This is a genomic window from Microbacterium hydrocarbonoxydans (assembly GCF_000956475.1).
Taxonomy (GTDB): domain Bacteria; phylum Actinomycetota; class Actinomycetes; order Actinomycetales; family Microbacteriaceae; genus Microbacterium; species Microbacterium hydrocarbonoxydans_A.
The window spans coordinates 1-20,454 of sequence record NZ_JYJB01000009.1 but is presented as its reverse complement, the minus strand read 5'-3'; the positions used below and the strand labels follow the sequence as shown (position 1 = coordinate 20,454).

Genomic DNA, 20,454 nt, shown 5'->3' with positions numbered 1-20,454 from the left:
GGGCGGGGATGTCAGCGAAGACGATTCGCCTCACCGTCGCGGACGCGCACGGTCGGCACGATCTGGTCGTCGCCGCCGATTCGACCGTGTCGGAGCTGCTCGCGGTAGGCGGAGTCGATCTGCGGCGCTACGTCGGCATCACCACCTCCGGCGCGGCCATCGACCCCGACAGCGAGGTGTCTGTCAGCCCGGGCGACGGCGGGGTGATCTGGCTCTTCGACCGCACCCAGGCCGGCCTGCGCACAGACCCGACGTCGAAGAGCGCCGCTCCCTCCTCGCCCCGGCAGCATCCGCTGCTGCTCGCACTGCTCCTTGTGATCACCTCCGTGCTCGTCGGCTGCGCCGTGATCGAACCCGCTCCGCTGATCGTGTCGGCATCTTCGGTGCTGCTCCTGACGGCCGCGCTCGCTCTGCTCGCCCAGCCCGTGACGGATGCGACCACCTATGTCGCGTTCGTCGCTCCCTTCCTCGGCTGCGCGGCGGGTGCGGTGGCGCTCGCGACCTTCCGCGACGCCGGAGGGATGATGGCGGCTGGCGCCGTCGCAGGCGCCACCATCGCATGCGTCCGGCACGCTCAGGCGAGGGTGACCGGCTCCGTCCCGGCGTCGACCACGGCGGTGATCGCCGTGTTGTGGGCCGTCGTCGCGGTCGTCGACACCGCGGCGTTCCTGGCCGGGGTGCCGGCCGCTGCCATCACCGCGGTGCAGCTCGCCTGCGCCGTGCCGGTGTTCCATTACATCCGTGCCGCCGCCCTCGATGTCGACGCGCACGATCTCATCGACATCCCCTTCGTGATCCGCGATGCGCAGGGCCTTCGTTTCGAGGCCCCGGTCGAGCCCTCTCCCGTGCATGCCGAGGAGGCCGAGCGGCAGTTCCTGCTCGCTCGCAGGCGCTCGGAGGCGGGGATCATCTCGGCATGCGCACTCGCGCTGCTCTCGGCCCTGTACACCGTGACCTCCGCGACCGGGCACTCCATCGAGACCTGGTGCGTGCTCGGCGGAACCCTGGGCGCAGGCTGCTACTTCCTGCTCACCTCGAGGATGCTCCGCAATGGGCTCGCGCGTGCGGCCGCACTCGTGACGGGCGCCCTCATCACGGCGATCGCTGCCGCCGCCCTGATCATGTCGCTGCAGCTCAGCCCCCTGCTCGTCGCCCTCATCCTCATGCTCGCCGGTGCCGTTGTCGGATGCCTCACCGTGCCGCTCTCGCGTGATTGGCGTTCACTCGGCTGGTCACGCACCGGCGACATCGTCGAAGGAATACTCCTCGCGCTGGCGCCGGCGGCGCTGCTGTACGGCTCCGGGATCGCCGGACAGATTCTGGAGGTCTTCTCGTGACCATCTCTCCACCGGCTGCTCCACTGAGGTCGCAGGCCCGCTCGACGCCTCCGCGCGCGGCGGCCTCCCCCGCCGCACGCGCGACCGCCGGACAGCGAGCCGGCGCCTACCTGATCGACATCCTGATCGTCTCGCTCATCGGCCTCCTGGTCTGGCTCACGACCGGTTCCCTCGTCCTGCTCGCCGTCACTGTGATCGAGCTGTGGGCGATCGGCTGGGTGTGGGAGGGTCACACCGGAGCGACCCCTGGGAACCTGATCTGCGGCATCCGCACGGTGCAGAGGGACGCCGACATCAGCGTCGGCGCCCGAGGCCTCTTCTTCCGCAGCCTCGTGCTCGGGATCTCTCACATCGTCCCCGTCCTGCTGCCCGTGGGCCTCGCCGCCTCCGGTCTTCTCGACGGTCTCGCCGGCGCCAGGATGATCGACGTGCGCAAGGCCCGGCAGTCGGCGACCGGCGGAGCGCGTCGCGAACTCGACCTCGAGGCGCGGGTGACGGGTGCCGACTCGTCGACGAGCGTCATCGCCGCCCAGCCCGGAGTCATCACGCAGACGCCTCTCACGCCCCCGCCGGCGCCGGGAGTCATCACGCAGGCGCCGACCGCGATTCCGCCTGCGCAGGCCCCGGTCGCGCAGACTCAGGCGCCCGCTCCTGCTCCCTCGATTCCTGCAGACGCAGGAGGAATTCCTGTGTTCCAGCTCGCTGACGGAACCGTGATCCAGGCGACGGGCCTCGGGTTCATCGGCCGAGCACCACGCGCTCCCGAGTCGGTTCCGGACGCGATCCTGATCCGCGTGCCCGACGGCACGCGTTCGCTCTCGCGGACCCACGCGGCGTTCGGCGTCGAGGACGACCAGCTCTGGGTGCAGGATCTCGGCTCCGCCAACGGCGCGTCTGTCCGGCACCTCGGCGGCAGCGTGACCGAGCTCGCGCCGCACGTCCCGTGCTTCCTGGTCCCCGGTGATGTCCTGGTGCTCGGAGGAGACGCGGAACTCGCGTTCCAGCGTGTGTCCGCTCGCGGGAACAAGGAGCCCGCGTCCGCGTCCTCGGGCGATGCGCCCCTTCGCAGAGCTGCGCAGCCCGGGCCCGCCCTCGCCGAGGAGAACGCACAAGCGGCAGCGGCGGCGCAGGCGGGCCCGCCTGCCGAAGCTATCGCACCCGCCCCCGCCGTCCTCGCTCTGCAGTTCCAGGACGGCACGACGGCGCCGATCCTGGGCCTGGGCTACATCGGACGCGCTCCCCGGCTTCCTGAAGGAGAGCATCCGAACGCCTCGCTGGTCGCCGTGCCCGACGGCGACCGCTCGGTGTCGCGTACGCACGGCCGATTCGGCATCGTCGACGGGCAGACGTGGTTCGAGGACCTCGGCTCGGGCAACGGCTCGTCACTGCGAACCGCCGACGGGCGATCCGGTCCGATGACCCCGCATCAGCGGTTCGGACTGCTCCCCGGCATGGTCCTGCAGCTCGGCGACTGCGTCATCCGCGTCGTCACCGTCTGAACCCCGACCCCACGGCAGACGAAAGCCGCTCGCCCGCAATGCGGACGAGCGGCTTCTCGATCGACGACCGGATTACCAGGTGATCTCTTCGCGGCCCTCTGAGGTCGAACGGCCGGCGGCGCCGGCTTCACCGATGTCGGGCACTGCCTCATCATCGTCGGGTTCGACCTCGAAGGCCATCAGGTCCTGTCCGCGGCGACGGTTGCGCTTGCCGCGCCCGCCGCCAGCGCCACCACCGGCTGCTGCACCGCCGACCATGCCGCCTCGTCCGCCGGTCGCGCCGCCGGGCTGAGCGGCGACGACCCCTGATGCTCCGGCTCCGCCGGCTCCACCGGCTCCACCGACACCGCCGGCGCCGACTCCTCCGACTCCGCCTACACCCGCGAGCAGACCCGCGCCACCGTTGAGGCGCCGAGCCAGAGCAGCGCCACCGGCGGCGAGCCCGACACCTCCGGCGAGGCCGCCCAGAGCACCGCCGACCGTTCCTGCGCCGCCTCCACCGCTGCCGCCGGGGCTGGGGACGTTCCCCCCGGGGCGAACACCGGGAACTTCACCGTCGACGTTTCCATCCACGTTCGGATCGTCGGTACCGTCGTCGTCGGGGTGGGGGAATCGCGGGTCGTGGACGGGAGGGTCGTACACGGGATCGTCGTGACCATCCGGATCGTAAGGCGGATCGACGAAGAGGTGGGGCTCAGAGGGATGCCCGATGACGTAACCGCCACCACCGCCGCCACCACCACCGGTGTCGTTCGAGCCTCCGGGCCCGGTGCCACCGGTCACTCCCGGGTAGTCTCCCGACCCGTCGCCTCCGGTCTCGTCGTCACCCGACGGATCCTCCGGCGGTTTCGGAGGGTCGTAGTCCGAGGTCGGCATCCCGTCGATGATCTCCTGCAGCCGAGCGTCGAGAGCTGCAGCCAGCTTGGCGGCCTGCTCCTCCTGTGCTGCAGCTGCCTGCTCCAGGTAGTACTGCTGGGCCTCGGCGGGAGTCATCGTCACCCCGGGCTGAACGTGCACAGGGCTGTTCGTCGCCGAATGGATGGCGATCGTCTCCTGCTGCGCCGGCGTGAGGCCCGCATCCGGGAGCCCGGTCACGCCGTTCGCCGTGTCCTGGAGTGCTTGGGTCGCCTGCGCGAAGGCCGTGCTCACAGCGGCCTGATAGTCGGCGAACTTGTCGAGATCGGCACGGATGATGGTAAGCGCTTCCGCGACGGTCACCCCGTACTCGCCGCCGAACCCTTCCGTGCGTGCGGCCTTCTGGATGCTTGTGGTCGCTTCGGTGGTGGCCGCCTGGGCAGCGGTCTGCATCACCACTTGCCCAGTCTGGACACCGATCACCGCGATGCTCGTGCGGTTGGCCTGCAGCCTTCCGAGCCGCTCAAGGTTCTTTCCCATGGTCCCCCCTCAGGCCTCGACCGAACCGGTCCCGAGAATCGTCTCGAGCTGTGCGTAGTATCCGTCCTTCTGCGACTCGTTCAGCTGAGTCGTCTCCTTTATGGCAAGGCTGATGTTCTCGGCTGCCGCCTTCAGATTGGCCTCGATGGCGTCCAGCCACTTGAGAGCCGCCGTGTATCTGGTGGTCAGGGCCGTTGCGAGGGCTACGGACTTGCCGTCTGCAGTCCACAACGACGCGGTCTGACCGTCCGCGAGTTCTCCCAACGTCTTTCGCGACGACACGACCGAGTCGTATGCCTCCACCACCAGGTCGACCTGGGTCTCCGCGGTCTCGAGATCCATCTCGAGGAACCGCTGCATTTTGATCACCATCACGTACCCCTCCGACGTTCCGCACGAGAATACTAATCTGCAGGTTCGATGATTTTCCATGGGTAGCTGTCCCCATGGACAGCGCTCAGAATCCCGGCGACGGTTTTCGTCAGCTCACTGTGAGCTGCAGAACACCGTCGCGTCCGAGCTGACGGTCTTCATCAGCTCCCTTTCTTCCCCGACGACGTCCATGGTTTCGACATACTCGCGCAGCGCGGCATCCGACAGATCGGAGTCGTAGGCGTACTCCCCCCAGCAGGCGACCCATTCGGGATCGTCATCGTACTGGTGCATGCCGGAACGCTGGAGGTCGGCGAGGATCGTCTCGCTCAGCTCTTCCGGCGACGGGCGCCCCGCGGTCGGGTCCGTCGAGGGCTGCTCCGAGGAACTCGATGACGGTGTATCGGTCGGAATGATCGGATCCACCGGACCCGGCGCACTCGCCAGCAGCGACACGACGAGGACGATGCTGCCGATGATCCCGCCCACGACCGACAGGATCATGCCGACGATCGAGGGCCACTTCGCCGCTCCCTTGCGGAACAACCCGATCAACGACACCACGAAAGCCGCCAGCAGCACCACGACCCCGATCCCGAACGCCGCCGGAATGCACGCGAGCACCGTGCCCAGAACCGCGAGCCCCAGACCCACGAAACCCAGCACCGGAGCCCCAGGACCCTTCGACAAGCTCAGGGACCCAGCGGACGAAACCAGACCAACGGACGAAGCCGGGCCAGATGGCCCAGAGGGCGACGGCTGACCGGCGGGAGCGAAATCATCGGTCCACCGCGCACCATCCCACCACCGCTGACGCCCCGAACCATCGTCATACCACCCAGCCGGCATACTCATCCGCGCACCCTCCTCCTCGCAATAACTCGCACCATCCTACGTTCGCGAACTGCGCGCCACCGGTTCACCGGCAGCCCCTGTCCACGCTCCGCGAACGCCAGTCGGCACTCGCTGGGGCTGCAGAACCGCATCGCATCCATGGTGCCTGTCTTCACCAGATCACGTTCATCGGTGTTCGCCCTCGCCCGCGATTGAGCCCCCGGCGCTAGGGATGCGGGTCGCAGGCAAGTGTGGCGTCGATGATCGCCTGGCCGGCGGATTCGCGCTCAGACGCGAGGGGATCCTGTCCCGCGACGACGAGTCGAAGGCTCTCGTCCGACACATCGGAGTCGTACAGGTGCTGCCCGAAACAGGGGTAGAAGTCGGGCATGTCGTCGTAGGTGGTGAGCCCCTCCGCCTGCGCGAGGGCCTTGAAGCCTTCAGCGATCTCTTCGGGAGAGGGACGCCCTTCGCTGGTGCCCGCGCTCGGCGACTCGGACGGCTCCTCTGGCGAGGCCGACGTGGGCACGTCGGTCGGAGGGACCACCGGACCCTGAACACTCGCCAGCAGCGACACGACCACCACGACCGCGCCCACCACGCCCCGACGACAGACAGGATCATCCCCACGATCGACGGCCACTTCGCCGCACCCTTGCGGAACAACCCGATCAGCGACACCACGAAAGCCGCCACCAGCACGACCACGCCGATCCCGAACACCGCCGGAATGCACGCCAGCACCGTGCCTAGAACCGCGAGCCCCAGACCCACGAAACCCCGCACCGGAGCCCCTTGACGCTTCGACAAGCTCAGGGACCGAGAATACTGCCCCACAGCCCCGAGAGCGGGAGCGAAGTCATCCGTCCAGCGCCCGCCATCCCACCACCGCTGACGCCCCGAACCATCGTCGTACCATCCAGCCGGCATACTCATGTGCGCACCCTCCTCGCCGCATCAGATCCAACGGTGGCGACCCCTGGACGACGTCCCGTCACTGTGCCGACGTCGACTCGTGCGAGATCAGGAAGCCGCGCCGACGAAGGCGTCCCGTGCGAAGGCCTCGAGCAGATCGAGGTCGTCGACCGTGACGATTCGGGCCCCGACCGCGTGCTCGACGAGGCGCGAGCGTGCGGAATCCGGCAGCTCTCCTGCCGAGGTGCGCTCCAGGCCCCGGACGCCGTGCCTCGCGAACTTGTCGACGAGGCTGCCGACTCGGCGCTCGAGCTTCTCCTGCGACCAGCCCAGACGGTGAGCCACCTCGTCCATCGCGGGCAAGCGCACGGAACCCGGCGTATTCAGCCGCAGCATGGGCTCTGCGAGGGCCGTCAGCACGATCTTCTGCATCGGCGAGAGCAGGCCCGCGACGCCATCGTCCGCCTCCGTCCACGGTGCGGACACCTGGTAGAACGGGTTCTCCGCCACGAGCGTGAGCTCGTAGGTCGTCTCACCGGCGGTGAACATCACCACGGTCGAGTCGAACACCAGAGGCATCGATGCGCCAGGCGCCAGCCACGATTGGGCCATCCCGTCGGCCGAGGCGACGGATGCGGTCAGCCTCGAGCCGACGTTCGACAGCCGCCAGACGCCCTCCTGCTGCGCGATCTCCAGGAAGCGCCGGTGCACGTACTGGTTGTCCCCGATGGAGAGGTCGGCACCGCGTCCGATCACGAACGTCGTCCCGGCCGCGATGCGCTCGCGCCGATCGCCCCACTGGAGCACGAGCGCACCGCCCGTCACGTCGGCAACCGCTTCGAGGTCCGCCGTCGTCATGCTGCCGTGTGGCGCGGCCATGCCCCGCCCGGGAACGCGCTGGCCGCAGCGAGCTCGCTGGTCACGTTGGTCATGAAGTCCGCAGCGGCCTGGTTCGCGGTGTTGATGATGTCCACGAGACTAACGACATCGGCGATCATCGAGACGATCTCGGCGATGATCGTGACGACGCCGCCCGGCGCGCCCCAGACCGACACGATCTCGGCGATGCCGAGGCCGACCCCGATCGCGGTCATGAGGACGGAGATCGAGAAGTTCACCCAGAAGTCGACGATCGCGTCGGCGAAGGTGTTCAGCTCCTGGTCGATCATCTCGCACTTCGCGTAGATGCTCTCGGATGCCGGGTTCTGCAGCTCCACGCGCGCCGCGTAGGCGTCGTGCGCCGCACCCGTCCAGTGACCCGTGCTGGGCAGCGCGGTCAGGACGACGGTCGACGTCGCCACGGTTGCCGGTGTGCCGACCGTCTGGACCCAGGTGGTGCCGGTCTGACGCAGAAGGGCCGGATTGCCGACGAAGGCGAAGATCTGCGTGGTCTGCTGGATCGCCTCGTTGACCTTCTCGAACATCCTGCCGATGAGGTCGTTGATCCTGTCGATCAGCTCGCCGATGAGCGGGATGTGGCTGGCGAGCTCGAGGACGCCGTTGATGATGTCGATGACCGAGTTCGTCCGGTCGAGGATCTCATCGAACTTCGACGTGGAGCGTGCGACATCGCCCGCGTTGTCGCCGCCGCCGTGCGAACCAGAACCGCTCCGGCCGTGGGAACTGCCTGTGCCATGCGAACCGCTGCTGCCGTGCGAACCCGAACCGCCGCCGTGCGGACCTCTGCGAGTACTAACCATGATGACGTCTTTCCTTCAGTCGTGATTCGGGATCAGCTGCTCAGCCGGGTCTGCCATGCCGGAAGCGGCGGGGCAGGCATCGCAGTGTCGATGATGTCGTCGGGGAGGGTGCCGATGGTGAAGCGCTGATCCGCCTCGCCATCCGTGGTCGGTGTCGGCTGCGCATCATCGTCATCGGCATCGCCCGTGCCGGTCTCGGATGCCGGCGCATCGTCGTCGTTCGAGGTGCCGTCGGTGCCGTCAGTCCCATCGGTCCCGTCGGTTCCATCAGTCCCGTCGGTGCCGTCAGTCCCGTCCGTGCCATCGGTCCCGTCGGTTCCATCGGTTCCGTCGGTTCCATCGGTTCCGTCGGTTCCATCGGTTCCGTCGGTTCCATCAGTCCCGTCGGTGCCCTCCGTCCCCGCGTTCACGTCGGTGCCGCCTTCGACGTCGCCTTCGACACTCACCTCACCTGAGACGTCGGTCTGCGGGCCGTGGTCGAGACCTGTGGCCTCGTGGTGCAGTTGGGCGGCCTGGTCGCGGAGCTCGGCGGCCTTGTCGCGCAGCTCAGCGGCATCCTCGCGAGCATCCGTCACCTCTTCGACAGCATCGTCGCGACTGTCCTCGAGCTTCTCGATCTGCTCACGGATGTCGGCGGCCTCCGCGCGCTGCGCTGCGGCGTCCGCCCGCAGCGCTGCCGACTCGGTACGGGTCTGCAGCGCGCCCGCCTGGTCGCCGGCCGCTTCCTGCTGCTCTGCCTTCAGATCGAGCTCGGTCGCCCGGTACTCGGTCTCGGTAGCGCTGCTGTCGAGCTCTGCAGCCTGCTCCTCGAGAGCATCGATCTGCTTGTCGAGCTCGTCGACCTGCTCCTGCGCCTTGTCTGCGTGCTGGTCGGCCTGATCGGCCTGCCTGTCGAGCGCATCGGCGCGAGCATCGAGCTGATCAGCCTTGGCATCGGCTTCGGCCTGTGCCTCGTCGTCGCCCGTCTCGCCCTCGAGCGAGCCGTCGACGCGGGGGTCATCGATCTGCGCGGGGCCGCCACCACCCGTGCCGCCGCCGACGCCGCCGCCAGAACCGCCGCCGGTACCGCCACCCGTGCCACCGCCCGTGCCACCCCCCGTGCCGCCGGTGTCACCGCCGGCGTCGCCGGTGTTACCCGGATAGTTGCAGGCTTCTTCATCTTCCCGCTTGTCGTAGTCCTCGGCGGTCTTGCGAAGCGAATCGGCGAACCCTGTGAGCGCCTCCGGCGCGGTGTCGAGGATCGCGACCATGGTCGCCTGGAAGTTGTTGTACGCAGCCGACGCCTGTCCTCCGATGAACGAGAACGCTGCCGAGTCGATCGTCAGCGCCTCGGCGGCGGACTGGATGGAACTGTACGTTTCCGAGGCCGCTTCGAACTTGCCCGCGTCCTGGTACAGCGTGTTGGTGTCTACCTCGAAGCCGGTTTCGCTTCCGGAGGTGAACGACGAGGCCGGCGGCTGCGGTGTCGGCTCCGGCAGGACGGAGTGGCCCTGCGTGTTCGGCATCGGCGTCGCCGTCGGACTCTGCAGCCCGGGGTTGCTCACCCCTCCTCCGCCTGACGGGAGCAGGTGGGTCGCCGCGCTCACCGCCTCGTCGAGCGGAGTGGCCGCGTCGAGTACGTTGCCGAACGCTCCGAGGACGTCTCCCTCTGCGACGTTCTTTCCGAAGTCGACGATCTCGTCGACAGGGTTCACCGCGTCGACGAAATCGCCGAATGCATCTCCGATTCCCATTGCTGTTCTCCCTGCCTCAGCGGATGGCGCCCATGCGGCGCATCAGTTCGTGGGGGTTGTGCGCGATCTTGGCCAGTTCCTCGATCGCGGGGAAACCCTCGTACTTGTTCTCCCGCTCGCGGGCGGACATCGCCATCACGTTGTTCATCGCGCGGACGATCTCCCTTTCGATCACCTCGTCGTTCGTGTTCCGCACCCACCGCTCGTCGACCTTCACCGCGGTGATGGTGTCGCCCTCGCGCGTGACCGTCACCGTCTTGGTCGAGTTCACGCCGTCGCGCTGCTGGCGCGCCCGCTGCGCGCGGTGCGCGAGGAAGTCCTGCTGCTCGGCATCCGCTGCCGCATACAGCTCGCGCAGCTTCTCGCGGCCCTCGATGCCCCAGGAAGAGCTCGGGTCGCCGAGCTGAACAGGCTGAGGGGCGGGGAGCGGAGTCGCCTCGCCCTTCTGGTCGGCGTTCTCGGAGTACGCCTTCATCCACTGCGCCGAGCGCTGGCTGATCGCGTCCTGGTAGCAGGAGCTGATCGCGAGACCGAGCGATCCCTCGCCGATCGTGTCGCGCCAGTCCTCGTCGAGGAGCAGCGACTGCACCGATCCCTTCGCGTCGAGCGAGAGCGTGACCGCCCCGCGATCGTCCTTCACCGTGATCGGAGTCAGCTGCTCCGACGCCGTGGCGAGGGCCCGCAGCTCGCGCTGCAGCTCGCCTGCCGTCTGCCGCAGCTCCGCCATCAGGCGGTTGGCATCCGCCATATCCATGCTGACCATGGGCTCCTCTTCCGTAGACCGTTGAGGCAATCCTACGAAGCGGTGCGTGATGCCCATAGGGGGAGAAGTCCCCATAGGCTCCCCTACCGGGTGCTCGGGCCCGCGGAGCTGCGCCGTGCTCGCCCGCGGGCGAGCAGCAGCGTGATGACCGAGATCGTGGCGGCCGTGCCGAAGCCCCACCCGACGATCGCCCGAGCAGGGTCCAGCGGGTCCGCGTCCGCGTCGACCGAGATCGTGCGGGTCGGCTCCGGCGTCGGCGTCGCCGAGGGGAAGGCCGGGGACTGCGGGCCGGGGAGCGCGCCATCGTCGACCAGCGAGAGCGCCTCGGCGGGGCGCACCTCGCCCCAGCCGACGGTGTCGCTGCGCTCCGCCGGAGACACCCGCATGGCCGATTGCGTCAGGCGGAACGCCCACTGGTCGGGCGACTCCGTCGGATAGCGTGCCGCGACGAGGGCCGCCGCCCCGGACACCACCGCGGTCGCGTAGCTCGACGATGCCGAGTCGCCGTTGAACACGCAGTCGCCGCCCGAGATGTAAGCCGAGGGCATCGACTGACCGGGCGCCGCGATGTCGACGTGCGCGCCGGCGTATGAGGAGTCCGCATTCCATGTGCCGTCCTTCAGCACGGCGGAGACGGCGAGGGCGCCCGGCAGCTCACCCGGATAGAAGTGCGCCGGATCCGGACTGTCGGCGTTCGCTGTGTTGCGGTTTCCTGCGCTCGCGATCACGAGCGAGCCGCGTGCGTGCGCATACGCCACCGCGTCGGCGTAGAGGTCTGCCGACTGGTCGTCGGACAGCGAGACGTTGATGATCTGCGCGCCATGATCGGCCGCCCAGCGGATGCCGGACGTGACGGATGCCGCGCTCGGCGCCACCAGGTCGCGCGACGACTGCCCGTCCTCAGGCGCCGATTCGAAGGCGCGCACCGGCATGATCTTCGCCTCGGGTGCGATGCCCACGACGCCAGAGCCTTCTGCCGGGCGAGCAGCGATCAGGCCGGCCACCGCCGTTCCGTGGCCGAAGAGGTCATCGGCCGCCGGAGCCGTGCCGTCGCCGAACGTGCTGACCCCCGGCACGAGCGCATCCGCGAAATGGACGTTGGCTGCTTCGACGCCGGAATCGACGACCGCGACGGTCACGCCACGACCCCGGCTGAGCGTCCAGGCTTCCTCGAGTCCGAGCCGCTCGACGAGGTAGCTCGCGCCCGAGACCAGGACCTGCGAACCGGGCGTGCACTGCTGCCCCGCGTCGACGGCTGGTCCGGTCGGGGTCTCATCAGCGATCGCCATACCGGAGATGCCCGTCCCCGCGGCTCCCAGCATCGCGACGAGTCCGACCATCGCCGCCGCATTGCGCAGACTGCGCGTGCGCATCAGCCGTCCTGCCCCGACGCCGTCCTCTGCGCGATGGCCCGGCTGAGCGCCGGCCCCTGCTCGAGCAGCTGCGTCCACGCGGAGGGCACGGTCACGGACTCCTTGGTCGAGTAGCCGAGCAGCGCCAGATCCGCCGCCGTCTCGACCGGGAAGTACACCCCGGCCTCCGAGACGAAGCCGTAGGTGGCTCCCTCGCCCTTGGACTTCGACGTGATCGCAGAACCCGCTCCGGGCATCACCCGCGTCCCAGGCTCCAGGTCCTCCGGGCTCGTGGCCACCGACACCACGGGGCCGTCCGAGCCAGGCGTCATCTGCAGGCATGCTGTGGAGCCGTCTCCCGACGGCGACGGCGCATCTTCGGGCCAGTCCTCGGGAATCGCGTCCGAGTTCACGTCGGCGAGGTCTGTCGCCTCGGCGACGGTCATGATGACCGGGTCCACTCCGACGTATGCGGTGAGGAGCTGCCGCGCGAAGGCCGTGGCGGGAACGAGGCGCCCGTCGGCATCCGCGATGTACTCCGCGACGACCTTCCCGTCGGCCTGCGTCTGCACGGCCTGACCGACGACGAGGCCGGCTGCCCCGGCATCCTCGCCCAGCTCGCTGCCCAGGTCGACCGCGAGCGGCGATCCGGGCGAGACGAGGTTGAGCCAGAGCGCCGGCACCGTCGGCACGGACGACACGTCATCGATGCCGAGGAACACGCTCGCGACGACCGCCACGTTGTCTTCGGGCACTGCGTACCGGCGGGAGCCCTCGACGAACCAGTAACGGTCGCGATCGTCCTTCACGAGCGCGCCCTGGTCGAGCGGGCCGACACGATCGCCGAGGAGCCGCGTCGAGATCTCCAGCGGACGATCGGCGGCGACGCAGCTGAGCCAGGCGTCGTCGTACTGTCGGTCAGGTGCCGGAAGGTAGTCGGGGGCCCCGTCGATGCCGACCGGCGACGGGTCGCGCGTGATGCCGTCGAGTTTGCTCGCAGGCACCGAGGTGATCTTCACCCCGCCTGTGAGCAGCCGTGCACTGGCGAGATTCTTGACGGGATAGAGCGTGCCGTCGAGGGCCACATAGCGCGACCCCTCGCCCTGCACGACGATGATCGCGCCCTCGCGCCAGTCCTTGGGCAGGCTGCCCGTGAACGTGCCGATCAGGAGCGACACGATGATCGTCAGGATGCCGAGCGCGACGCTCACCACGACCCCGCGCAACGGCTTGCCCGGTGGAAGCTCACGGCCGCCGGGGGCGCCGCTGACGAATGCCCGCTGCAGACGCCGACGGTTGAAGGCCTGCGCCTGCAGCAGCTCGGATTTGGATGCCATGTCTCAGAACCAGCCCCCGGCGATGATGGCCAAGGGCAGCAGCAGCGCGATCGTCGCCCACTCGGCGAAGTCGGCGAACCGGGTGAGCGCGAGCCGCGTCTTCGGATTCAGCAGCACCACGACGATGATGCAGACCGCGACCACGGCGAGTCCGGCCACCAGACCGCCCATCCAGGCGGGGTGCGCGATGATCGCCGTGACGACGCTCAGCGCGACGCCGGAGAGGACGCCGGAGGCGACCGCCACGATGTCGAAGCGCGAATAGACCTGCCGCGTTCCTAGGAACATCCCGATATACGTCACCGCGCACAGCAGCAGCCCCCAGAAGCCGGATGCCACGACCGGCGCCGTCGCGACCAGCACGATCACGCAGAGCGAGATCCGCAGCGAGACCTGGTAGCGGTGAGCACGGCTGTAGAGCTTGGCGACCTCGGCCGGCGAGATGTGCGTGGGAGCGTCGTAGACCTCCGACTCGTCGCGCGCCGACACCACGCGCAGCGGCACGGACGCCAGGGCGACCCAGGGAGCGCCGAGTCCGGCGATGCCCGCGAGCGCCATCGCGGCCGCGAGGGTTCCCGCGACCGGCGCATCGAGCCAGGTGATGACGGCGCCGATGGCGAGAAGAACGCCGCCGACCGCGACGGGGATGAGCCCGTACTCCCGGAGATCCCTCAGCGCGAGGAGCGCGACGACTCCGGACACGAGCATCGCGACGCCGCCGAGGACCAGCGGCAGGCCCCACGCGTCGCCCCGCGGAAGCAGCGTGTACGCGGACGCCCCGGCGTACACCGACGACACGAGCGCCAGCGACATCGTCGCCTGTTTCGGCGCACCGGTGCGCGCCATCACGAGCGCGCAGATCAGGAGCACCAGCGCGGCGGCTCCAGCGCCGGCGGCAGTCACGATCGTGCCGGTGTCGGCCCATGCCCACACTGCGGGAACGAGTCCGAGCAGCAGCAGCACGGATGCGACCACCGTGGCGGTCGTGACGGAGTTCTGCACCGACCAGGCGGGCGCGTTGTGCTCGACCGCGTCGGCGACGGCCTCGACGAGGTCGTCATAGCGCTTCGTGCGGGCGGCCGACGCCCCCTGCTCCAGCACGAGGAAGTCGCCGTCCTGCACACCCTGGGCCGCGAGGGTCCGGTCGCCGTCCAGCACCTGTCCATCGGCCTGGACCAGCCGGAAGCCCGAAGACGCCGAATGGCTGTCGAGCATCCGCAGACGGCGTGTCAGCGACGGAAGCACCTCGGCGATCGGGACGCCGCCGGGGACGCCGACATCGATGCGCTCGGATTCCCACTGCACCGACAGGCGCATGAGCTGCGACGATGCGGCAGCTGTCGTCTGAGGCGACATCGATCCCCCTGCTTCTGATTGAACACGCGCGTTTCACACTATCGCGCGCACGGCCGGCTTCCCGGCCTCCCGTGCGATGGCGCCGGCTGCTACGAGTCCTCGTCGTCCTCGGCGTCGGCCACTGGCGCGTCCAGCAGCGCCAGGTCGTCCTTGGTCACCAGCCGGCTGGAGACGGCGTATTCGACCAGTCTGGCCTTGCGGTTCATCGCGAGCCTCCCCTGGCCGCCGCGCATACCCTGCACGCCGATGCGGTCGAACTTCTCGCACACGTTGTCGAGCTTGCGGTTGAACCGCGTGCTCGTCCATCCCAGCCGCTGCGCGGCCTGTGCAGAACTGGGGATCTCGCTGGCGCCGGTGCCCTCGCGCTTGAGGGCGGGTTCGGCGAGCGCGAGGATCAGAAGCTTCTGCCGCACGGTGAGCGGCACGTGGCCGATCGTCGACTGCCCGCTGTCCGCACCCCCGCTCGAGTCGATGCGCAGCGTGGGCGCCTTGGAGTGGATCGTGAACTCGTAGGTCACGGGGCCCGCGGTGAAGACCACCGTGGTCTGCTCGAACACGATCGGCAGGCGCGCTCCCGGTGCGAGCCAGGCGTTGACGCCCCCGGAGGAGTCGGTCACGGTGGCCGTCAGCCTCGCTCCGACGTTCGACAGCCACCACAGGCCGTCGGTGTGCGAGATCTCGAGGAAGTGGCGGTGCAGGAACAGGTTGTCCTCGTCCAGCTCCAGGTCTCCCTGTCGTCCGACGTAGAACGGCTCGTCCGGCTGCGGTGAGTAGTACTCTCCCGCGAATTCGACTGTGATGTCCATCAGCCCACGCACCCCCTGACCCCCTCGGGCGTCGAACGCCCGTCAGCTCTCTTGATCAGCACCTCGATGCAGGTGCGTCCCGTCCGCTCCCCCTCCAGGGTGGCGTTCGCCTGTTCCACGATATGCGGTTCGCCGGGTCCGTCGAGCGTGACTTCGTACCAGATGTACGTGTCGCCCTCTTCGGGGTCGGGGTTCGTCCACGTGAACGAGACGATCCCGCCCTGGGTGACGCCGGTGACATCTTCCGGACCAGGTACAACGCCTGCAAGAGGGTCCACCGGCTCCGGCTCCTCCGTGGTCGGCGTGGGCGCGGGCACGAGAGCGCCGGTCAGGCTGCTTGCGAACACGACGCCGCCGATGAGCAGCACGAGACCGAGAACGGCGATGAGCCATCCCCACCAGGGCATGCCGCTCCTGGTCTGCCGCGGGGCTTCGTGCGCGACGGGCTCGGCTGCAGGAGTCCATGGGGGAGCCTGCGGCGTCAGCATCTCGGGCACGACCACGGCAGGCGCACGCAGCGCTGTCGCGTCGTCGTCGGGCTGCGGAACGGCCGGAGCACGGTGCTGGGTCGCTGCGAGGGAGTCGGCTGCGGGCGGGCGGTCGAATCGCGGGACCTCGACGGCCTCGCCGCCCGGCTGCTTGCGCAGCGTGGTCGCGGAGGGACGCGTCGCCGTGGGACTGTCAGGATTGATCGAGCGGACGTCGCGGACCCTGGTGAGGCCGTCCCCGTCGTCTTCGAGCTCGTCGGGCGCCGGATGCTCGTCGACGATGTCGATGGGCGTCACCGAGTGCGACAGCTCGATCTGCACCTTCTGCAGGGCGCGCGCGAACGCGACCGCGCTGGGGAACCTGTCATCCGGGTTCTTCGCCATCGCGCGCTCGAGCACGCGCTGCAGGCTCTCGGGCGAATCGGGGCGGCCCAGCGGCGGAAGCGCCGCCCTCTCGATGCGCTCGATGAGGTCGGCGCTGGAGTTGCGCTCGCCCGGCCGCTCGAACGGAGAGCGCCCCGCAAGAAGCGTGTAGAGGGTCGCGCCGAGCGCCCACACATCGGTGCGCGGGCCGCTCTGCGGCGGTTCGGCGAACGATTCGGGGGGCGACCACGGGATCGACATCCCCGCGGACTCTCCCGTGGCATCGGTGGTCGATGCGATGCCGAAGTCGGTGAGCGCGGGGCGGTTGTACTCGGTCACGAGGATGTTCGCGGGCTTGATGTCGCGGTGCAGGACCCCCGCTCGATGAGCGGTCTCCACCGCACCGGCGACCTGGATGCCGACGCGCAGCGCCTCCGCGACGAGGAAGGTCTCCTTGCGGGCTCGGACCTGGAGGTTGGGCCGCGGGCAGTACTCCATGACGAGGTACGGGCGCCCGTCACCGGCGACGCCGGACTGGTAGATCGTCACGATCGCCGGATGTGCCGACAGCATCGCCATCACGTTCGCCTCGTCGGCGAACTCCTTCGCGGCCTGCGCCGAGGGGCGATCGGCGAGGAGCACCTTCACCGCCACACGGCGGCGCGGCATCTGCTGCTCGTAGAGGAAGACGTCGGCGAAGCCACCCGTCCCGAGCGGCTCGAGGTAGGTGAATCCGGGCAGCTGCGGCGGCGGCGACGGACGTCGGCTCACGAAACGCCCTCGAAGGCGACCGTCACTCCGTCTCCCAGATCGACGACATCACCGGACAGGACGAGCGTCTGCTCTCCGGGGTGCAGACGAACGGGGTCGGCTCCGGGCCGCAGCAGAGTGGAGCCGTTGGTGGTGTGGAGGTCGATCACGACCACGGAACCGGCCTCCGGACGCACTTCGAGATGGCTGCGGGAGATGTCCTGCTGCGGGCTGTCGACCGCGACGAGGTGCGGCATGCTGTCGCCGCTCGCGCGGGTCGCGCGCGGTCGGCGGCCGATGATCACAGTGCGATCGAGCTCGACGACCTGCCCCGTGGAGATCCGGATTCGGCCGGAGGCACCGGGCACTGCGGGGAGCACCGGGAGCACCTGTGTGGCGGTCTCGTCGGAGCTCGCGCGCTGCTGACGCAGCGCTGCCAGCTCGGATGCCGAGATGGTCGCGCCGTCGTGATCGCCGAGGTCTGCGCCCGGCAGCGGCGGGATCGCGGGCGCAGCAGCGGGCTGACCGATGGGCTGGCCGGTGCCTGAGTGCAGGGTCTCGCCGAACAGCTGCTCGAACTCGTCGATGTCGCTCGCGGCGGAGTCGTCTGCCGGAGCGAACGTCTGCTCCGGCGGCTCCCAGGTGTGCTCGTCGAGGCCGTTGTCGTCGAGCGAAGGGTCCTCCTCCGCCTCCTCGGCGGTGATCGCCTCGAGGACGGGTTCGGGCGTTTCGTCTCGCTCCGCTCGCTCAACGACCGGGGGCTCCTCGTTCTGGTCCGAGACCGGCGTCTCGTCCTCCTCCGGCTGCTCGGCTACCGGGGGCTCGTCTTCGAGGTCGGATGCCGGCGTCTCGTCTTCCTCCGGCTGCTCGACGACCGGAGGCTCGTCTTCGAGGTCGGATGCCGGCGTCTCGTCTTCCTCCGGCTGCTCGACGACCGCGGGCTCCTCGTCCTGATCCGAGACGGGTGCTCCATCTACCTCCGCCTGCTCGACGACCGGCGAGGCGTCGACGACCGGCGAGGCGTCGACGGCGGGAGGGGCATCGGGCACATCGTCGACGTGCGGCGCCGACGGCACCCCGAACAGCGCGAGCGCGGGCGCCGGGCCACCGCCCAGAGACGCGGCCGAAGCACCCGCCTCGATCTCGTCGATACGCGGGGCTGGGCCGAGCACCGCGACGATCGGCTCGGCGTCGCTCGTCTCGAGCTCAGCGCTCACCGCCGCGGCGCAGACGATGCCACTCTTCACGGGCAGCGCGGAGGCGGCATCTGTCTCCTCCACCGTGATCTCGATGCGCGTGGCGCCCGCGACGAAGCGCTCGCTCCACGTGGTCACCTCGGCGCCGGAGAGCTCGTATGCGGCACCCGTCCCGCAGCTGACGCGAGCGACGGCACCGCCGCGCAGCGCGATGCGCACGTCCGCGCCCTCGGCGACGGCCGCGACGAACGGCGGCAGCGCCACGAACGAGCCGCCTGCCGCGGTCGTCAGGACGTCGACCACGCTCGCGAGCGTCTTCTCGGCGGGAAGACGGTCCCAGAGCCGCGAGATGATGTCGCTGGGCACGTCCGGCGGCAGGGCGACCAGCGCGCCCGGAATCACGATCAGGTACCACTGCCCCGGTCGGTAGATCGTCTGCATCAGCGAACCCCTCCTGCTGCTTCACGCGGACGAGTGTCCACGTCCATGTCGTCGGTCGCGCGCGGGGCGCCCTGTCTCGAGGCCACATGCACCGCATCCGCGATCACGACCGTGATGTTATCGCGCCCGCCCGCGAGCAGCGCCGCGGCCACGAGCGCATCGGCGGCCTCCTGCGGGTCCTTCACCGCGCTCAGGATCTCGCGGATGCGCTCGTCTCCGAGCTCCGAGGTGAGCCCGTCCGAGCAGATCATCATGCGATCACCCAGCTCGGCCGGGAACATCCAGTAGTCGGCATCCCCCGTGCTGCTCGCACCGATGGCCCTGGTGATGATGTTGCGCCGGCGGTCGGTCGCCGCGGTCTCGGCGGTCAGCTCGCCCGCCTCGATGAGCTCCTGCACGACAGAGTGGTCGACGGTGATCTGCTCGAGCTCGCCGTCGGCGAGACGGTAGGTGCGGGAGTCGCCGATGTTGATCGCCAGCCAGTACCCGATGCCGTCGACGGATGCCACGACGACGCCGCTGAGCGTGGTGCCGGCACGCCCGTTGCCTGTGGTCGACAGATGCTCGACTCCGTTGCGGGCGCGCTCCAGCGCGCCGCGGACCTCGGCGAGCTCGAGCGACGAACGGCCGAGATACTTCGAGAACTCCTCGATCACCGTGGCGCTCGCGCGCTCGCCCGCCTCGTGCCCGCCCATGCCGTCGGCGACCACGAATACGGGAGCATCGGCGAGATAGGAGTCCTCGTTCAGCGCGCGGCGGAGACCCGTGTGCGTCGCCGACCCGGTCGCGACGACCATCGCGGGCGTCATGCGTAGCCGCCGATGACGACGATGCGGTCGCCGATCTCGATCGCGTCGCCCAGTCTCACGGGAACGCGCTGACCCGGAGGGCAGGCGATGCGCTGGCCGTCGCGCACGATCGTCATGCCGTTGGTCGAATGGCGATCCAGCACCCATCCCCCGGAGACCTCGGCGGCGGCCTCGAAGTGCGTCTTCGACAGCGACAGCGTCTCGTCGCGCACGGTCACGAGCGCCGCGCCCGGTTCAGGAGCGGGGTTGCGTCCGAAGATCGTGCGGCGGCTCACGGTCATGCGGACACCGTCATCCCAGGTGAACACGAGGCCGTGGCCGGGGATGCTGATGCGCGTCGCCTCGATCTCGGCCTCGTGAGGATCGACGGGTGCGGATGCCGACGCAGGCGGCTCGGAGATCGCAGGCGTGGGGGCCGTCGGCGCCACGGGTGCGGCGGATGGCACCGCCGCCGGAGCCGGAGCCGGCACGGCGGGAGCTGCGGGAGCGGATGCCGGCAGCACTGGCTGCGGTGCGGCAGGGGCGCCCGCCTCCGTCCATAGCGCGGGCGCAGGGGTCGGCTCGGGCTGCGCGGGCGTGCGCCCCTGGATGACGGTCTCGTACAGCTCTGGGTCGAGATCCTCGTCCTCGGGATCCTGGCGCACGACCGGGCCCGGCTGCGTCACGCCGGGGACGTACGCGATCAGAGACGGGTCGCCGGCAGCAGCCGGAGGAGTCGGAGGCGTGAACGCCGCAGCCGCGGAGTCGGTCTGCGTGAAAGCCGGGGAAGGGGTGGCCTGCGGCGCAGCAGGCGGCACGTACGCGCCGGGTGCCTCGTACGCACCGGGCGCCGGAGCCGGAGCGGGTGAACCGGGAACGGGCGGCGCCGGGAATGCGGGCGGCTGATACGTGTGAGCAGCGGGTGCGGGCGGCTGTCCGAGAGCAGGCGGGGGCACGGGGCCCGGAGGCATGATCGGCACCGGGGGCACGCCATGGGCGGGTGCTGCGGGCGGAACCGCGGGGGTGGCG

17 protein-coding genes and 3 pseudogenes are annotated in these 20,454 nt (G+C 69.6%); 2 read left to right on the top strand and 18 right to left on the bottom strand.

The features are described from left to right. The first annotated feature begins 8 nt into the window (after positions 1–8). Both RS84_RS19325 and RS84_RS18660 read left to right on the top strand, forming a co-directional pair. Positions 9–1,337 carry a hypothetical protein gene (locus tag RS84_RS19325; protein WP_045257548.1) on the top strand — a complete coding sequence of 443 codons (1,329 nt, stop codon included), beginning with the start codon at positions 9–11 and terminating at the stop codon, positions 1,335–1,337. Then, positions 1,334–2,836, top strand: coding sequence for an FHA domain-containing protein (locus RS84_RS18660; RefSeq protein ID WP_052676300.1), 1,503 nt, complete (start codon positions 1,334–1,336; stop codon positions 2,834–2,836). Before RS84_RS19325 ends, RS84_RS18660 begins: the two co-directional genes overlap by 4 nt. A 72-nt stretch (positions 2,837–2,908) precedes the next feature. On the opposite strand, the gene RS84_RS09345 is transcribed toward RS84_RS18660, so the two are convergent. The 18 genes and pseudogenes from RS84_RS09345 to RS84_RS09270 form a co-directional block, all read right to left on the bottom strand. Continuing rightward, entirely contained in the window at positions 2,909–4,231 is a 1,323-nt protein-coding gene (locus RS84_RS09345) for a hypothetical protein (RefSeq protein WP_045257547.1), read from the bottom strand. Positions 4,232–4,240: 9 nt separating this feature from the next. After that, positions 4,241–4,603, bottom strand: a complete 363-nt coding sequence (locus RS84_RS09340) for a hypothetical protein (RefSeq protein WP_045257546.1) — start codon at positions 4,601–4,603, stop codon at positions 4,241–4,243. Between the two features lie 114 nt (positions 4,604–4,717). After that, positions 4,718–5,269, bottom strand: coding sequence for a hypothetical protein (locus RS84_RS19460; RefSeq protein WP_045257545.1), 552 nt, complete (start codon positions 5,267–5,269; stop codon positions 4,718–4,720). A 126-nt stretch (positions 5,270–5,395) separates the two neighbouring features. Further along, positions 5,396–5,452, bottom strand: a pseudogene (locus RS84_RS18920) (hypothetical protein); the annotation flags it as partial. Positions 5,453–5,663: 211 nt separating this feature from the next. Beyond that, entirely contained in the window at positions 5,664–6,038 is a 375-nt protein-coding gene (locus RS84_RS19455) for a hypothetical protein (RefSeq protein ID WP_045257544.1), read from the bottom strand. A gap of 278 nt (positions 6,039–6,316) precedes the next feature. Continuing rightward, positions 6,317–6,367, bottom strand: a pseudogene (locus RS84_RS19595) (hypothetical protein); the annotation flags it as partial. Positions 6,368–6,460: 93 nt separating this feature from the next. Then, entirely contained in the window at positions 6,461–7,210 is a 750-nt protein-coding gene (locus tag RS84_RS09325; protein WP_152641795.1) for a hypothetical protein, read from the bottom strand. Further along, on the bottom strand, positions 7,207–8,052 hold the full coding sequence (locus RS84_RS09320) for a hypothetical protein (protein ID WP_045257543.1): 846 nt from the start codon (positions 8,050–8,052) through the stop codon (positions 7,207–7,209). Before RS84_RS09320 ends, RS84_RS09325 begins: the two co-directional genes overlap by 4 nt. Positions 8,053–8,084: 32 nt before the next feature. After that, entirely contained in the window at positions 8,085–9,785 is a 1,701-nt protein-coding gene (locus RS84_RS19695) for a type VII secretion target (protein ID WP_045257542.1), read from the bottom strand. A gap of 16 nt (positions 9,786–9,801) precedes the next feature. After that, positions 9,802–10,548, bottom strand: a complete 747-nt coding sequence (locus RS84_RS09310) for a hypothetical protein (RefSeq protein WP_152641794.1) — start codon at positions 10,546–10,548, stop codon at positions 9,802–9,804. An 83-nt stretch (positions 10,549–10,631) separates the two neighbouring features. Continuing rightward, positions 10,632–11,921 (bottom strand): S8 family serine peptidase, encoded by a 1,290-nt coding sequence (locus RS84_RS09305; RefSeq protein WP_152641793.1) that lies wholly within the window; start codon positions 11,919–11,921, stop codon positions 10,632–10,634. Next, on the bottom strand, positions 11,921–13,237 hold the full coding sequence (locus RS84_RS09300; protein ID WP_045257540.1) for a type VII secretion protein EccB: 1,317 nt from the start codon (positions 13,235–13,237) through the stop codon (positions 11,921–11,923). The genes RS84_RS09305 and RS84_RS09300 overlap by 1 nt, the downstream gene beginning before the upstream one ends. A 3-nt stretch (positions 13,238–13,240) precedes the next feature. Then, entirely contained in the window at positions 13,241–14,593 is a 1,353-nt protein-coding gene (locus tag RS84_RS09295; RefSeq protein ID WP_045257539.1) for an EsaB/YukD family protein, read from the bottom strand. An 89-nt stretch (positions 14,594–14,682) separates the two neighbouring features. Beyond that, a complete protein-coding gene (locus RS84_RS09290; protein WP_414738813.1) occupies positions 14,683–15,399 on the bottom strand; it encodes a hypothetical protein in 717 nt (238 codons plus the stop codon). Beyond that, the gene (locus RS84_RS09285) at positions 15,399–17,021 is read right to left on the bottom strand and encodes a serine/threonine-protein kinase (RefSeq protein WP_045257538.1); all 1,623 of its coding nucleotides are present in this window, start codon (positions 17,019–17,021) and stop codon (positions 15,399–15,401) included. The genes RS84_RS09290 and RS84_RS09285 overlap by 1 nt, the downstream gene beginning before the upstream one ends. After that, entirely contained in the window at positions 17,018–18,637 is a 1,620-nt protein-coding gene (locus RS84_RS09280) for an FHA domain-containing protein (RefSeq protein WP_045257537.1), read from the bottom strand. Before RS84_RS09280 ends, RS84_RS09285 begins: the two co-directional genes overlap by 4 nt. Continuing rightward, positions 18,637–19,446 carry a PP2C family protein-serine/threonine phosphatase gene (locus RS84_RS09275; RefSeq protein ID WP_045257536.1) on the bottom strand — a complete coding sequence of 270 codons (810 nt, stop codon included), beginning with the start codon at positions 19,444–19,446 and terminating at the stop codon, positions 18,637–18,639. Before RS84_RS09275 ends, RS84_RS09280 begins: the two co-directional genes overlap by 1 nt. Further along, positions 19,443–20,454 (bottom strand): annotated as a pseudogene (locus RS84_RS09270) (hypothetical protein); the annotation flags it as partial. The gene RS84_RS09275 and the pseudogene RS84_RS09270, both read right to left, overlap by 4 nt.